The following is a 16515-nucleotide window of genomic DNA, read 5'->3' as shown; positions in this document are numbered from 1 at the left end:
TTAAAGCTGAAGTTGCCAGCATGATGCCTCCGATAAATACCAATATTGAAATGAGTTTAATTAGCTTCATAGCGATCATTAAAAGTAAACTATACGGTGTAGTTTACTTTTAATGATCGCTATGAAGCTAATTAAACTCATTTCAATATTGGTATTTATCGGAGGCATCATGCTGGCAACTTCAGCTTTAACATCACCCAGCCATCAAGGCGACGTTAACGTCAGTGAGCAACGCGCGCACCACAAGACAAAAGGTGGCTTTATCAATACCAGTCCAAGTTTTAGTGACGATACCGCCATACTGCCGCTGCTGAAGCGTTATATTACCGAGACTAGAATCGACGCTACTCCTACGATGGAAATCCCTGTGGTTACCGTAACCGCTGAGCTACTCAGAAACTTACCGGAGAGCCAAGATACGGTGATCCGTTTAGGACATTCAAGTATCTTTTTACAAGTCGACGGCCAACGCTGGTTGATTGATCCGGTTTTTAGTGAGCGAGCTTCACCTTTTAGCTTTGCAGGGCCGAAACGCTTCCACCAGCCACCTATTGCACTAACAGACTTACCGTCAATCGATGGGGTGATGATTAGCCATGATCACTATGACCATTTGGACAAAGCTTCAATCATGCACCTAGCAAAAAGTGTGGCGCATTTCGTGGTACCGCTGGGAGTTGATAAGCACCTTACCGACTGGGGCGTTAAGCCGAGCAAAATCCACAGCCTCGACTGGTGGCAAGCACATAATAGTTCAGGTGTAACCATTACCGCGACACCGACTCAACATTTTTCTGGGCGCAGTTTATTTGATAAGAATGACACTCTATGGGCGTCATACGTGATTCAATCAGCTAACAGTAGCCTCTATTTCAGCGGTGATTCTGGCTATTTTGATGGCTTTAAGCAGATTGGTGATCGCTTTGGTCCGTTTGATCTGACCATGGTTGAAACTGGGGCTTATGATAAAGACTGGGCCACTATCCATATGACGCCAGAGCAAAGTCTACAGGCGCATATCGACCTGCAAGGGAAGAAGATGATGCCGATCCACAACGGTACATTTGATTTAGCTTTTCACAGTTGGTATGACCCACTAAATCAAATCACACAGCTTGCCAGTGATGCGAATGTTGAGATTGTCACGCCGAAGATGGGTGAACTTGTCTCTATTAATGAGATCCATAAAACTACCCATTGGTGGGCTGCGATCGCCAACTAGCTTCAGGACAAGACTCACTAAAACAAAAAGGCCATTCACCATAAGTGAGCGGCCTTTTCAAATCTGAATACTAACTGAGCAAATGCTTACACTAAAACCTCTTCTAACGCTTTAATACACAGCGCGACATTTTCACGACGAGCAGCGTAGCCCATCAGACCAATACGCCATGCTTTACCGGCTAAGATGCCAAGTCCAGCACCGATTTCAAGATTATAGTTTTCCAATAGCTGCTTACGTATTTTGGCGTCATCTATTCCTTCTGGAATATAAACGGTATTGAGCTGCGGTAAACGCACCTCTTCAGCAACCACAAACTTAAGCCCTAAGCGCTGCAAACCATGACGCAACACTTGATGCATGTCAGCGTGTCTCTGCCATGCTTGCTCTAGTCCTTCAAGCGACAGCAAACGCAGTGACTCATGCAGTGCATAAAGTGCATTCACTGGCGCTGTATGGTGATAGCTGCGTTTGCCGCCACTTTCACCGGTCCAATAGCCCATCACTAACGTTTGGTCTAAAAACCAGCTCTGTACTTGAGTCTTGCGCGCTTTCATTTTCTCAACCGCTTTAGGAGAGAAAGACACAGGCGATAATCCAGGCACACAAGAGAGACATTTCTGACTACCTGAATAGATGGCATCTATGCCCCACTCATCAACTCTTAACTCAACACCACCCAGGGAAGTCACCGCATCAACAATCGATATACAATCATGTTGTTTAGCTAAAGCACACAAGGCTTTAGCATCCGATAAGGCACCGGTTGAGGTTTCTGCATGCACAAAAGCCAAAAACTTAGCATCAGGATTAGCAGCCAGTGCGCTAGCAACATCATCAACAGAGACGGCTTCGCCCCATTCATTATCAACCACCACAGCAACGCCACCGCAACGCTCGACGTTTTGTCGCATACGCTCACCAAATACACCGTTACGACAGACAATGACTTTTTCGCCGGGCTCAACCAGATTAACAAAACAGGTTTCCATGCCCGCACTGCCAGGAGCTGACACCGCTAACGTCATCTCATTGGTGGTTTGAAAAGCATATTGGATCAGTGCTTTCAGCTCATCCATCATGCCAACAAATACAGGGTCGAGATGGCCAATAGTCGGTTTAGCTTGAGCAGCCAACACTTCTGGATAAACATCAGAGGGCCCCGGCCCCATCAGCACTCTTCGCGGTGGATTAAACGGTTCGATATAGGGTGCTATTAACATTATATTTCCTTAGAAACTAAATACTTTGCTGTGGTTAAGATTGAACTGCCTAAACAAAAAGCCTATTAGTGACTGCTGTTTCACTACAAATATTATTATATTTTTCTATGGTCACAATATTACAAAACGGAACTTAACTCCATAAGTCTGCAAGAATTTCATAAAAAATAGGACGCTTTCGCGTCCTATTCTCTAAAACAGCCCAAAAATGCTGAATACTGTAGTTTCGGCCATTTGTTTAGCGTTACTCGGCAGCTAAGCCCGATTATCGAGGAAGAGTCGATAAGCAGGACTGTTAGTTTCCTCTTGATAGATGAAACCCAGCTCAGTCAAAAACTGCTGAAATGCAAGATTGTCACTCTCTGGCACTTCAAAGCCCGCTAACACTCTGCCATAGGCGGCGCCGTGGTTACGGTAGTGAAATAAGCTGATGTTCCACTTACTTTGCAGTGTGGTCAAAAACTTAAACAGTGCACCAGGGTGTTCGGGGAATTCAAAGCTAAATAAACGTTCCTCTAACGGCTCTGGTGGATGCCCCCCCACCATATAGCGCACATGCAACTTAGCGGTTTCATCCCGAGAAAGATCTTGCACCTCAAAGCCTTCAGCTTCAAGGTTAGCAATAATCTCGTCCAGTTCACTTTGCCCTTCAGAGATACGAATACCGGCAAAAACCACCGCCTTATCGCGACTGCTAAAACGATAATTAAACTCGGTCATTGCTCGCTTACCGAGTAGCTCACAAAAGCGCAGGAAGATCCCTGGACGCTCTGGTACTTTTACCGCCAGAATCGCTTCTTTTTGCTCACCCAGTTCACAACGCTCAGACACATAACGCAAGCTGTGAAAGTTAACATTGGCACCGCTTAAGATGGCGCCGAGCTTTTGGCCGGTACCATTATTGCCAACATACTTTTTCAGCCCAGCTAACGACAGTGCGCCCGAAGGCTCAGCTATCGCGCGGGTGTCTTCGAAAATATCTTTTACCGCAGCGCAAATTTCATCGGAGGTCACGGTGATGACATCATCCACGTATTCACGCGCCACTCTAAAGGGCTCGGCGCCAATTTGCTTAACCGCGACGCCATCGGCAAACAAGCCCACTTGCGGCAATACTACCCGCTCACCCGCATCCAGTGCCGCTTTTAGACAGGCTGAATCTTCAGGTTCTACGCCAATGATCTTCACTTGTGGCATCACGGCTTTATAATAAGCCGCAATACCCGCAATTAAGCCACCGCCGCCCACGGGCACAAATACCACTTCCAGATCGCGCTGTTGCTGCACCATCTCTTGCGCCACTGTGCCCTGCCCAGCAATAACCGCTTCATCATCGAACGGGGCGATATACACCCGGCCTTCGTTTTTCGCCAAGCTTTGCGCGTGGGCACTGGCTTGATCAAATGCTTGGCCATACAACACCACTTTGCCGCCTAAGCGCTTTACCGCATCCACTTTGATATCCGGCGTGGTTTCAGGCATCACAATGACGGCACTAATGCCCCGCGCCGCAGCAGACATCGCTACGCCTTGGGCATGATTACCCGCCGATGCGCATACTACGCCACACTCGCACTCTGCTTTTGTCAGCTGGGAGATCCTGTTATAGGCGCCACGCAACTTAAAAGAGTGCACTGGCTGCATATCTTCACGTTTAAGAAATACTTGGCAACCTAAGCGTGCAGAGAGCTTATTTAGGCTAGAAAGCGGCGTCACTTTGGCTACATCATAAACAGAAGACAGTAATATCTTCTGTAAATAATATTGCGCTAAGTCCAACTTTGATTGTGATGCTAAAGCCAACATAAACTACCTCTTAAGCCCGTTAAATCGATTAAACCAGTTTACTGGTATCGCGCACTGCACCCTTGTCGGCACTGGTCGCTAATAATGCATACGCTTTAAGCGCCATCGACACCTGTCTAACACGCCCAAGCGGCTTCCACGCATCAACCCCTAGCGCGTCCATAGCTGTGCGGCGCGCCGCCAGCTCAACATCGCTAATGGCTAATTTTATTGAGCGAGCTGGAATATCAATCTCAATGGTGTCACCTGTTTGCACTAAGCCAATAACGCCACCCGCCGCCGCTTCTGGTGATACATGGCCAATGGACAAACCAGAGGTTCCACCAGAGAAACGACCATCGGTGATAAGTGCACACTTGGCGCCCAAGCCACGCGACTTAAGGTAACTAGTTGGATACAGCATCTCCTGCATACCTGGGCCACCTTTAGGGCCTTCGTAGCGGATAACCACCACATCTCCAGCAACCACTTCGCCGCCTAAGATCGCGGCAACCGCATCATCTTGGCTTTCATAGACGCGGGCACTACCGATAAAGGTGTGGTTTTCCACTTCAACGCCAGCGGTTTTGACGATACAGCCATCGACGGCAATGTTACCGGATAAAACGGCCAGCCCACCCTCTTGGCTAAAGGCAAATTCGCGGGTACGGATACAACCCTCTTCACGGTCAATATCAACACTGTCCCAGCGGCAACTTTGGCTAAAGGCCTTAGTGGTTGGAATGCCTGCAGGCCCTGCCGAGAAAAACTTATGCACCGCGGCATCTTTGCTTTGAGCGATATCGTATTTAGCCAATACTTCAGCAAGGTTTTTTCCGGCCACATGGTAAGCGTCGTTATGCAGCAGGCCTGCACGGTCGAGCTCACCCAAAATGCCCATCACGCCACCAGCACGATGCACATCTTCCATATGATATTTAGGTGTCGATGGTGCCACCTTACACAAGTGCGGTACTAAGCGAGACAAGCGGTCAATATCGGCCATGGTGAAGTCTACTTCCGCTTCACTAGCCGCAGCCACCAAATGCAATACCGTGTTGCTCGAACCGCCCATGGCGATATCGAGGGTCATGGCATTTTCAAAGGCATTGAAGTTCGCAATATTGCGCGGCAATGCAGACTCATCATCATCACGATAATAGCGCGTCGCAAGATCCATGATGCGGCGACCCGCTTCTAGAAACAGTTCGCGGCGATCAGAGTGAGTCGCCAACATTGAACCATTACCAGGCAGTGATAAACCCAGCGCTTCGGTTAAGCAGTTCATTGAGTTTGCGGTAAACATGCCAGAACATGAACCACACGTTGGGCACGCGCTACGCTCAATTTGTTCGCTGTCGGCATCGGATACACGATCATCAGCGCCGGCGACCATTGCATCAACCAGATCCAGCTTAATGATTCGATCTGATAACTTAGTCTTGCCCGCTTCCATCGGGCCACCAGAGACGAAGATCACTGGGATATTCAGTCTTAGCGCCGCCATCAACATGCCGGGAGTGATCTTGTCGCAGTTAGAGATACACACTAACGCGTCGGCGCAGTGAGCATTAACCATATACTCAACACTGTCGGCAATAAGCTCCCGTGATGGCAAGCTGTAAAGCATGCCGCCATGGCCCATTGCGATACCGTCATCAACCGCGATGGTGTTGAACTCTTTGGCAATACCACCCGCCTCTTCAATCGCGCCTGCAACTAAAGACCCCATATCTTTAAGATGAACGTGGCCCGGCACAAACTGAGTGAACGAGTTAGAAATGGCGATAATTGGCTTACCAAAATCACCGTCTTTTACGCCAGTAGCACGCCAAAGTGCACGTGCTCCCGCCATGTTACGACCTTCGGTACTGGTTGCTGAACGTAATTTTGGCATTGCTTTATCCTTTTTTAGAGAAGGTTCGAGTATTAGAGGTTCTAGGTTCTAGGTTCTAGGCACTAAATTACCCACTTTGCCCTTCTATGTTAATTCTTTAAGCTCAGGCGTTTGCCTCAGATTTTAATATTTTGTCTTAGCTCGTTCCGGCTTTTTTCGGCTCAGCTTTTCCGGCTTTTTTCCGCTTTTCCGTCAGTGAGCTAGCGAACGTTCCGTAATCCGTCAGCGTAGCGTCCGTCTCAGCCTGTTTCAGCTCTCACCGTCTTAGCTTGTTTCAGCTTACCCGTAAGTCGGTATTTATGCCGACAAGCCATCTATCAAACCCTTGATTGACGGGCTAAAGCCCGACCTACAAAAACTTTATTCTTCTCCGGTTTTCACCATCTCAGTTTGTTCCGGCTTTCACCATCTCAGCCTATTTCAGCTCTCACCGTCTTAGCTTGTTTCAGCTTGCCCGTAAGTCGGTATTTATGCCGACAAGCCATATATCAAACCCTTGATTGACGGGCTAAAGCCCGACCTACAATTTAACCGTCTCAGCCTATTCCGCCTTTCACCGTCTCAGCCTTTCCCGTCTTTCGCCGTTCCGGCTTTCAACAGCTCTAACCAGCCCCATTTATCTTCAGTTTCGCCATTAAACAGGCCAAAGAAGCTCTTTTGCATTATCTTGGTTATTTCACCGCGCTTGCCGTTACCCACTTCGATGCGATCAATGCTGCGTACAGGAACAATCTCTGTCGCGGTGCCGGTCATAAATATTTCGTCTGCCAAGTAGAGGAATTCACGCGACATGTTCTCTTCTACGACTTCATAACCTTTATCTCGGGCCAAGGTGATAATCGAGTCACGGGTCAATCCCATCAGAATAGCGGCAGTGGCTGGTGGTGTGTAGATCTTATTCTTCTTCACTACAAAAATATTGGCGCCAGCGGCTTCGCTGACTAAACCATTGGTGTCGAGCGCAATACCTTCATCATAACCATTACGCTTGGCTTCGGTTGAAACCTGCAGTGATGACAAGTAGTTACCACCGGCTTTCGCGCCAGTAGGAATGGTATTGGGTGCTAAACGATTCCATGAAGTGACTGCCACATCAACGCCTGCATCCATACTGTCTTCACCTAAATAAGCGCCCCAAGGGAAGCCCGCCACTAATACATCACACTGAGCATCTTTCGGTGGAGTAATCCCCATGCCGACATCACCATAGAAAGCTAACGGGCGGATATAGGCGCTCGATAAGCCGTTGCCTAAAACCGCATCACGACAGGCTTGCATCAGCTCATCGAAGCTATAGGGGATTGGCATACGGTAGATTTTCGCTGAATCAAACAAACGCTGTACATGCTCAGTTAAACGAAAGCCTACTGGTCCTTTGGGGGTGTCATAGACACGGATCCCTTCAAACACAGACGTACCGTAATGCAAAGCATGAGACATCACATGGACCTTGGCATCACCCCAAGGCATCAATTCACCGTTGAACCAAATTAACTCAGCTGTTTTAGCGGCCATATCTTTATCCTTTTGCAGATGCGCTAGTCTTGTTTATTTGACCCGCCAACACTTGGCAGTCAAGTACATCAATTAACTTGTTTATTTGATTGGTAAGCAAAGCGATCGCTCTATCGCTTTGAACCGACATATCGATACTGGTGGTATTATTTTCGTTAAGCTGCATCGCTAAGTGAGTGACTTTAAAACCGCGATGACGGACGACCCGCAGCACTCGCTCCAATACTTCAGGTTGCTGCTGCACGCTAATGGCTACTGAGTAATCGATCATGTTTGCTTCTCCATCTCATCCATCATGTCTTGGTTTGATGCGCCCGGCGGCACTAATGGCCATACATTGTGAGCATCGTCTATCGACACATGCAGCAGGAACGGCCCTTCACTATTGAGCATCTCATCTAAGCCCGCTTCTACTTCACTGGCCAAGGTAATATTACGACCTGGAATGTCAAAGGCCGATGCCATTGTGACAAAGTCAGGGTTGTCCGACAGATCGGTTTCGCTATAACGCTCTTCAAAGAATAGCTGTTGCCACTGCTTAACCATGCCCAACTTTTGATTGTCCACCAACAGAATTTTAACTGGCAAGCGTCGGCGTTTGATGGTCGTCAGTTCCTGCACGTTCATCATGAATGAACCATCACCTGAAACGGCCACCACCATAGCGCTCGGACGCGCGACTTTTGCGCCAATCGCCGCGGGTAAACCAAAGCCCATGGTGCCAAGACCGGCGCTGGAAAGATGGTCTTCAGGACGACGAAAATACATATGCTGCGCCACCCACATTTGGTGCTGACCGACATCGCAGGAAACCACACTATCTTCAGGCAGTTTTTGCGCTAAACGGTTCAGCATAGCAGGTGCGTAAATCAACTCACCGGGGCGATCATAACGCCATGGATGCTGCGCTTTTAGCTGTTGAACTTCCGACTGCCACGCTTCAATCTGCATGCTCTGGCTCAATGCCGGTAATATCTGGCGTAAGTCACCCGCAATGGCGACTTCCGGCATTCTGAGTTTACCCAGCTCTGCGGCATCAATATCGAGGTGCAGCACTTTGGCATTTTCAGCAAACGAGGCTAAACGGCCGGTGACGCGGTCATCAAAGCGCGCACCCACTACAATCAATAAATCGCACTGCTGCACCGCTAAATTGGCCGCTTTTGAGCCATGCATGCCGAGCATGCCTAAATAACCAGGGGTGTCGATGGTAACGGCGCCAAGCCCTTTTAACGTCGCAACCGAAGGGATGCCTGTTGCGGCAATAAACTGTCTTAACGGCTCAACCGCACTGGCCATACCGACACCGCCGCCGACATACAACATTGGCTGCTCAGCGTTCGCCAGCAATGCATTGGCAGCATCGATTTGGGCTTGAGTATGTTCCGGCTCTGGCATGACCGCTTGTAACGGCGTTTTGTAATCCACTAGCGCTAATTGAATATCTTTCGGTATATCCACTAACACGGGGCCTGGACGACCAGATGCTGCAATTTCGAATGCTTGATATAGCGTCGGCACTAACTCTTCAACACGGGTGACCATAAAGCTGTGCTTGGTACACGACAGTGACATGCCCAGTACATCAATCTCTTGGAATGCATCGGTACCGATGACGGCAGTGGACACCTGTCCGGTAATGGCCACCAAAGGGACAGAATCCAGCAGCGCATCAGCAAGTGAGGTGATGAGGTTGGTGGCCCCTGGGCCTGAGGTGGCAAAGCAGACACCAGTCTTGCCACTCGCTCTGGCATAGCCTACGGCCGCGAATGCGGCGCCCTGCTCATGACGACTCAACAGATGCTCTACTGGGCTGCCATACAAGGCATCGTAGATGGGCATGATTGCACCGCCTGGATAGCCAAACACTGTGGTTACACCGTGTGCCGCTATGGCTTTTATTACTGCGTCGGCGCCCCGTATCATCTGCCCTGATCCCATCTGCTCTTGCTCCACTACTCAATTTATCGATAACTTGGTTACTGCTTAACGGTGACACTCAATAATTTGAGCAGCCCTTTAAACGAAAAAACCCCCGTTCCTTTCGGAGCGGGGGTTGTTTGCAATCTTAAACCTAATTAGGTGTGTCGATTTAGCATACGCGGCCCCCGCTGTGATCTAATAATCACGACGGTAATAATCACAATAATAATTTGGGCGGCTTGGTTAAACATGCGTGACTCGTATTCCTAAGTTTGGGTCTTTGCTTAAATTCGGTACTGGTCTTGCTAAAAAAGAGCACTATTAAGATTTACCACAAAGCGAATAAAAAACACAATGAAAACTTTTGCATTATTAGTAACACTCAAGTTCTAGCCGCTAATCTCAGGCTAAATAACTCGCTGTAATAACAACTGACTGCCGCCTCTCTTTATTGTCACTAAGGTATTAATCGTTAATGTTTTACTGAAAATACTTAACTGATAAAACAGCGACTCTACTCGGTGCTATTTCAGCCTTGCCTGCCACACAATTGCGTCACAGGCTTAGCTTCAAATATTTTTAAGCTTCTTCAACGATACGCTGCATTTCGGTCATGTAACCGCGCAGTTCTGCGCCGATAGACTCAACAGCAGTGCCGCGGATCGCATCATTAACTTCGATAAGACGCAGGTTATCCACGCCGTTATCAGTCTCTTTTAGGCCAGCGCCTAAGAATTCTGCCGACATGTTTTCAACATAGTCACGTAGCATTGGCACTGCCGCGTGGTTGAATAGGTAACAACCATATTCAGCAGTATCAGAGATAACCACGTTCATCTCGTAAAGGCGCTTACGGGCAATCGTGTTGGCAATCAATGGTGTTTCGTGCAGTGATTCATAATAAGCCGACGCTTCCACAATACCCGCTGCGACCATGGTATCGAACGCAAGTTCAACACCAGCTTTGATCATAGCGACCAGGAAGATACCTTTATCGAAGTATGCCTGCTCGTCAATTTGTTCATCACACAGTGGCGCATTTTCAAATGCTGTGTCATTGGTTTCACTACGCCATTTAAGCAGGTTTTTGTCGTCGTTAGCCCAGTCAGCCATCATGGTTTTAGAGAACTCGCCACCGATGATGTCGTCCATGTGCTTTTCGAAGAGTGGCTTAAGGATCTCTTTCAACTCCTCAGCCATTTCAAATGCTTTAATCTTAGCGGGGTTAGACAGTCTATCCATCATATGGGTAATACCACCGTGCTTAAGCGCCTCGGTAGTGGTTTCCCAACCTTGCTGAATTAACTTAGCTGCGTAGCCTGGCTCAACGCCATCGGCAACCATCTTCTCGTAACCTAAAATCGCGCCAGTTTGCAGCATGCCGCAAAGAATCGTTTGCTCGCCCATCAAGTCAGACTTAACTTCAGCGATGAAAGATGAGTGCAATACGCCAGCTCTGTCGCCGCCCGTTGCGCTTGCATACGCCTTAGCGATAGCAAAACCTTCAGCCTTTGGATCATTTTCTGGGTGAACTGCAATCAGTGTTGGCACACCAAAACCACGCTTGTACTCTTCACGCACTTCAGTACCTGGGCACTTAGGGGCAACCATGATGACGGTAATATCTGGGCGCACCTGCATGCCCTCTTCAACAATGTTAAAGCCATGGGAATAAGACAGTGTCGCACCTTGCTTCATTAACGGCATAATCGTAGTCACGGCGTTAGTGTGTTGCTTATCAGGCGTTAGGTTTAACACCAAGTCTGCATCAGGAATTAACTCTTCAATGGTACCGACACGGAAACCGTTACCGGTGGCTTTCTGATATGATTCACGCTTCTCGCTAATCGCTTGAGCACGCAGTGCAAAAGAGATGTTTAGCCCAGAATCTCGCATGTTCAAACCTTGGTTTAAACCTTGAGCACCACAACCTAGAATGACAATGTTCCATCCTTTAATGTGGCTGCAGCCTGCGCTGAACTCGCTGCGATCCATAAAGCGGCATTGAGCCAGCTGTTCTAATTGTTGACGCAAGTTCAGAGAGTTAAAATAGTTAGCCATCTGATATACCACCTTGATTCTGGATATTTAAACGGGCCTGCTCAGTACCGAGCTAAGCTGTGATTGAGATCACTATAGCGCAAGCTTTTCATTGCTGAAAATGATATATTCGGAACATGACGTTGCGTTTTTTGCAACATGGAGAGATAACTGTCACCTAGCATCTGTTCAGCACAAATGCCATTTCTCGAGGATGAAAAATTTGGACATTCGCACCATCAAACTCTACTTGCATCTGTCTGATAGTTTGCACTTTGCTCGCACTGCGCAGGCGATGCATGTCAGCCCATCGACACTCAGTCGTGCCATGCAGAGATTAGAAGAGGAGGTGGGAGCGCTGCTGTTTCAGCGTGATAATCGCAGCGTGACGTTAACCAGTGCCGGGGTGGAGTATCGTCATTTTGCCGAGTTAACCCTAGATCACTGGAGCAAACTCAAAACTAAGATCGACCCTAAGCAAGATCTATTAAGGGGTCGACTTAACCTCTACTGCTCGGTCACCGCAGCCTACAGTCACCTGCCCGGCTTACTTGACCACTTTAGACGCGAACACCCCCTAGTTGAAATCGCCTTAACCACCGGTGACGCCGCTAATGCAGTTAATGAGATCCGCAATAATCGCGCCGATATTGCCATTGCCGCCCTGCCGGACCCTTTTCCTGAAAACCTACACTTTGCCAAGATAGATGACGTGCCACTGTCGATCATCGCACCGACCTTTCGTTGCCAAGTGCAAGAGCTGCTGACGGAATCCTACATCCCCTGGGATCGATTACCCTTTATCGTGCCAGAGCATGGGCCGGGCCGTAAACGTATCGACAACTGGTTTAAGGCGCTCGGCTTAACGCCTAATATTTATGCGCAAGTATCTGGCCAAGAAGCGATAACCTCGATGGTCGCCCTAGGATGTGGCGTCAGTATCACCCCCGAAGTGGTGCTCAATAACAGCCCTGTGCGCGATAGAATTCAACTGTTGTCATCACCCATTGCGATCCCACCGTTTGAGCTTGGCTGCTGCTGCCGCGAAAAGCGCGTTAGCGAGCCGGTGATAAAAGCCTTTTTAGAGGCGATTTAATCCGCTTATGACTGTTTTTACCGGTTTATTATTAGCTATTTACTACTAAAAAGTAGCTGATTACTCATTACAGTTATTAGATTCCGCCTGACTGACACCATCGATCATCAGGTTGCGTAACCAACGATGGCTTGGATCTAAATTAAAATGTTTGTGCCACACCAGCACATAAGCACCCGGCTCAACATGCACCGGCACATCAAGGCAAACGAGGTCATGGCCGGCCAACATATGCATGACGTACTTTCGCGGCGCACATAAGATCAGATCGCTGTTCTCACACAGATCTAACGCACTGGTAAAGTCAGTCATATTAACCGCTATATCACGCTCTCTATGCTCTAAGCGCAATACGTCATCCAGCAGCCAATGCTCTAAGCCACCAAATGCCACTTGCAGATGACGATATTTTAAAAAGGTATCGAGATCCCAAGGTTCATTCAGTAATGGGTGGCCGCGTCTGACCAGGCATATTGGGTAGTCACGGATAAGTTCTGCGTAAGCCAGCTCATCCGGCAAGTTATTCATATGCAGTAAAGAGCGTTTATCCCACTCGCGGCAGATAATGCCGAGATCAATCTCGCAGCGCAGTAACTTATCCATGCTGTCGTGCGACCAGGTCTGGCTATTAATACTCACTTGCGGCGCTTGCGTTAACAGTTGCGGCACAAAGTGCGGAAACACCAGCGAATAAGCAGTTTCAACCAGATGCATACGAAACCTGCGTTGGCTATCAGCAGGCTCGAAGCTATTGGGACGGGTAAATTGGTCAAGCCTTTGCAGCACCTCACGTAGCTCTGGCGCTAACTGCAGTGCTCGCGGTGTGGCCTTTAGCCCATAAGCCGTGCGCTCAAACAGCTGATCATCGAAAGTTTCACGTAACTTACTCAACTGCTTACTCACCGCAGATTGACTCAGGTGTAGCCTCGACGCTGCAGCAGTCACACTTTGCTCTTCGAGCAACACCTCTAACACTCGCAACAAATTAAAATCTAGCTGTTTCACCCGTTACCTTCTCACGCACCAAAACTGACTTGGCCTATGATAGTTTTTTTCAGCCAGCAGTGATGCTGTTTTCGATCAAAAAAACAAACATCAGCAGCACACTGCATACGCCACGGTTGGTAAAACAGCTTTCCCCTGACAATCACCTCCTATCTAGTCCAGGGCTTTACTCATGGCGAGTCACTTTAGTTATCCACGGTTCCAAACGGCTGCCCCATTTAATATCCACCGTATAACGCGGCGCTGTAATATCTTGATAACCCAACCTGCTCAACCCTTTTAGACGTTCGGCATACTGCAGTGGCAGCATAATGTCAGTGATCAATAACTGTTGCAGGAATAAACGGTAACTGTCGTTATTCTCGTTGTAATGAGGCTTGGCTAATCCTTTAACAAATAGCATATTATCTTGGCCCGCAAATTCATCTGCTAGTGATTCATAATCACTAGCCACTTTGACAAAAAATAGTCGACTGTTGGTTAGCTTCTCCTTTTTAAAGCTAACAAGAGAGTCATCCTTTAAGCGGTTATGATTCTCATTGGGTTGCTCGGTATAAGTTTTAACTGCAGCCTGATAGCGCAACTCTGCTTTGGCAATTTCAGCGGCATGGCGCTCACCATCAAACTCAAATGCCCAAAACAGTTGGCGTGACTGCGCGGCGTAATAATTGTTATCCGGCAGATCAAAACCAAGGGCTAACAGCTGCGCTTGCGTCACTGTGGTTTCATTACTGTTATAAGGGGTATAGGCATTATCAGCCTTGGTTGCGGTGCGCCAATTAATACTGAGTAGGATGCCGGAGTTCTCTTTTTGAGAACGACTATTATAGGGTAACTGTAATTCTCGCTCGGTTAAGATTAGCTGCGAGGTAGGCTCATCCATGCGGTTATATGCAACACCAGCCAGCGCCATGACATTACTGCCGATAAGGATCAACAGACCCATCAATAAGTACTTTTTCATTGCCCAGCCCCTCCGCCCATTTTGCCGACTTTACTTAAGTCATTTAAATTACTGAGGCGAACTCGCTTAAACACCATCAGTGCCAACAAAGCTGACAAGCCGAGAATAAAGAAGAAGATATATTTTGGCATCCATTCCCACCACCAATCGAAGAACTTGGTGTAGAGGAACAAAATAAAGAACACATTGCCGGTGTTGGTTACCTCGCCCCATTGACGCTTAACCCCAAGCCAAATAGCACCGGCCGCAAGCGCAAACCCCATCAGTTGATAAAAGCCCTCAATCATCTCCGCTGACCAGCTTAAATAGCTTATTTCGCCCCAGTTAGACAAAATTAGCATCGGTAAAAACAGCATGATCATCGCCATGACTTTATAAATGGCAGCAAAACCATTGCAGCGTCGATGATCACTTAGATGAGGTATTAAAAAGATAAGCAAACTAGGCACTAGAAAATTCTCTGGTCTTTCGCCAAAACTAATCCAATACATTCCAGACCAGCTGCCCATCTTCATCGCAATAAAACTACTTAAACTGACGATGCCAAAGAACAGTAAAAGACGAGCATTACAGGCGTAAGCCAGTAAAAAGCTAAATGCCGCCCACACCGCAAAGGCATTAGGTGACGGCGTGATATTGAATATTTGTCCCAACATCGACAGGTTAAGCACAAAGCACGCAAGGCTGACCAAGGCGGCAATTTTTGAGTAATAGGCACTTTGCTCTGCTTGAGCCAATTTCAATGACAGCACAAAAAGGGAGATGGGGGCGATGACTAAAATACTCACTTGCACCGTGGTATTCAGGTAACCCCAGAACTGATAGAACAGGAAGAAAATACTGGTGGCCATTGCCAACGCACCCAGCATTGAGGCTATTCTCATTCCTAGAGATAGCTGCTTCGATTGGCTACTGGTATCGACATCATAAGTGTCTGACAGGTTTTGTAATAATTGCTGATGGTAGCCATCGACCTTGTCTTTCTGTGCCGATGAAATTTCAATAACCTGATCATTTTCCAATACATGCAGCTCTTGCTGGAATGCATGAATTTGATCAACGCGTTGCTGGGCATCTAATTGAGAAAGCGGCTTTTCTTCCATGGGTTGATTCTCCTTAATCAACGCTTATATTGCCGTAATTAATAATAAAAACAACAAAAAAAGCGTTCCTGAGATTCGCTGCAACAAGTCAATTTACAGCCGTGACTTAAGAGTGATAAATTAGCAGCAACGACAATGGCTAACAAACGGATTTATAGGTCACATAAATGAAAATTGAAGTCATCAATAAAGAAGATAAGGCAGTTTTTGATACGCTTATCCAGGGGCTTAAACAGCACAAATATGAGCATATGGGGCCAGAAGAAACGGCTCCTCTCTCAGTCATTGCTCGCGATGAAGCAGACAACATCATAGCTGGTGTCTACGGGCGCAGTATTTATCGAAACTTTCTCATAGAAGTGGTTTGGGTCAGTCCTGAGGCCAGAGGCACTGGGCTTGGCCGTCAGTTAATGGAGCAAGCTGAGATAGCAGCTAAACAGCGCGGTTGCTTGACGGCGCAATTAGACACCCTATCTTTTCAAGCCCCTGTGTTTTATCAAAAGCTCGGTTTTGAAATCATCGGTACTGTCCCCGGATTTCCCGGCAGCCCAGAACGTTATTTTATGCTGAAGCAGTATTCTAATGTAAGAAAGGCGGAATAGTTTGGCTTCGGAATTCCTATTTATTAAAGCTTACTCTGACCCTGACGAATCCCCACAAAAAGATAAATGAAAATAATGAGATAGATAAAATAGTAAGGAACATTCATGGCATTTGGTGATCAAATTTATCGCCAAACAAA

At 47.6% G+C, this 16515-nt stretch carries 13 protein-coding genes; 3 read left to right on the top strand and 10 right to left on the bottom strand.

The annotated features are described in order from the left end of the window. The first annotated feature begins 121 nt into the window (after positions 1 to 121). The gene (locus L2755_RS20410) at positions 122 to 1222 is read left to right on the top strand and encodes an MBL fold metallo-hydrolase (protein WP_248982515.1); all 1101 of its coding nucleotides are present in this window, start codon (positions 122 to 124) and stop codon (positions 1220 to 1222) included. A gap of 86 nt (positions 1223 to 1308) precedes the next feature. On the opposite strand, the gene L2755_RS20405 is transcribed toward L2755_RS20410, so the two are convergent. The 7 genes from L2755_RS20405 to ilvC form a co-directional block, all read right to left on the bottom strand. After that, complete coding sequence (locus L2755_RS20405; RefSeq protein ID WP_248982514.1) at positions 1309 to 2445, bottom strand: pyridoxal-phosphate-dependent aminotransferase family protein; 1137 nt, start codon at positions 2443 to 2445, stop codon at positions 1309 to 1311. A 255-nt stretch (positions 2446 to 2700) separates the two neighbouring features. After that, positions 2701 to 4251, bottom strand: coding sequence for a threonine ammonia-lyase, biosynthetic (gene ilvA / locus L2755_RS20400; protein ID WP_248982513.1), 1551 nt, complete (start codon positions 4249 to 4251; stop codon positions 2701 to 2703). Between the two features lie 28 nt (positions 4252 to 4279). Next, on the bottom strand, positions 4280 to 6127 hold the full coding sequence (gene ilvD, locus L2755_RS20395; protein WP_248982512.1) for a dihydroxy-acid dehydratase: 1848 nt from the start codon (positions 6125 to 6127) through the stop codon (positions 4280 to 4282). 561 nt (positions 6128 to 6688) lie between these two features. After that, entirely contained in the window at positions 6689 to 7642 is a 954-nt protein-coding gene (locus tag L2755_RS20390; protein WP_248982511.1) for a branched-chain amino acid transaminase, read from the bottom strand. A 4-nt stretch (positions 7643 to 7646) separates the two neighbouring features. Next, positions 7647 to 7913, bottom strand: coding sequence for an acetolactate synthase 2 small subunit (gene ilvM, locus L2755_RS20385; protein ID WP_283102892.1), 267 nt, complete (start codon positions 7911 to 7913; stop codon positions 7647 to 7649). Then, positions 7910 to 9583: an acetolactate synthase 2 catalytic subunit gene (gene ilvG, locus L2755_RS20380; protein ID WP_248982510.1), complete on the bottom strand. Its 1674-nt coding sequence runs from the start codon at positions 9581 to 9583 to the stop codon at positions 7910 to 7912. The genes ilvM and ilvG overlap by 4 nt, the downstream gene beginning before the upstream one ends. A 561-nt stretch (positions 9584 to 10144) precedes the next feature. Next, entirely contained in the window at positions 10145 to 11626 is a 1482-nt protein-coding gene (gene ilvC / locus L2755_RS20375; RefSeq protein ID WP_248982509.1) for a ketol-acid reductoisomerase, read from the bottom strand. 202 nt (positions 11627 to 11828) lie between these two features. On the opposite strand from ilvC, the gene ilvY reads away from it, so the two are divergent. Next, positions 11829 to 12701: an HTH-type transcriptional activator IlvY gene (gene ilvY / locus L2755_RS20370; protein ID WP_248982508.1), complete on the top strand. Its 873-nt coding sequence runs from the start codon at positions 11829 to 11831 to the stop codon at positions 12699 to 12701. A 60-nt stretch (positions 12702 to 12761) separates the two neighbouring features. Here ilvY and L2755_RS20365 read toward each other — a convergent pair whose 3' ends face one another. The 3 genes from L2755_RS20365 to L2755_RS20355 form a co-directional block, all read right to left on the bottom strand. Beyond that, on the bottom strand, positions 12762 to 13706 hold the full coding sequence (locus L2755_RS20365) for a LysR family transcriptional regulator (RefSeq protein ID WP_248982507.1): 945 nt from the start codon (positions 13704 to 13706) through the stop codon (positions 12762 to 12764). A 166-nt stretch (positions 13707 to 13872) separates the two neighbouring features. Further along, positions 13873 to 14670, bottom strand: a complete 798-nt coding sequence (locus tag L2755_RS20360) for a DUF4824 family protein (RefSeq protein WP_248982506.1) — start codon at positions 14668 to 14670, stop codon at positions 13873 to 13875. Continuing rightward, entirely contained in the window at positions 14667 to 15773 is a 1107-nt protein-coding gene (locus L2755_RS20355; protein WP_248982505.1) for a DUF2157 domain-containing protein, read from the bottom strand. Before L2755_RS20355 ends, L2755_RS20360 begins: the two co-directional genes overlap by 4 nt. A gap of 167 nt (positions 15774 to 15940) precedes the next feature. On the opposite strand from L2755_RS20355, the gene L2755_RS20350 reads away from it, so the two are divergent. Continuing rightward, the gene (locus tag L2755_RS20350; protein WP_248982504.1) at positions 15941 to 16375 is read left to right on the top strand and encodes a GNAT family N-acetyltransferase; all 435 of its coding nucleotides are present in this window, start codon (positions 15941 to 15943) and stop codon (positions 16373 to 16375) included. Positions 16376 to 16515: the final 140 nt, after the last annotated feature.

The sequence above is a fragment of the Shewanella abyssi genome (assembly GCF_023284025.1).
Lineage (GTDB): Bacteria > Pseudomonadota > Gammaproteobacteria > Enterobacterales > Shewanellaceae > Shewanella > Shewanella abyssi.
This window is presented reverse-complemented; position numbering and strand designations above follow the sequence as displayed.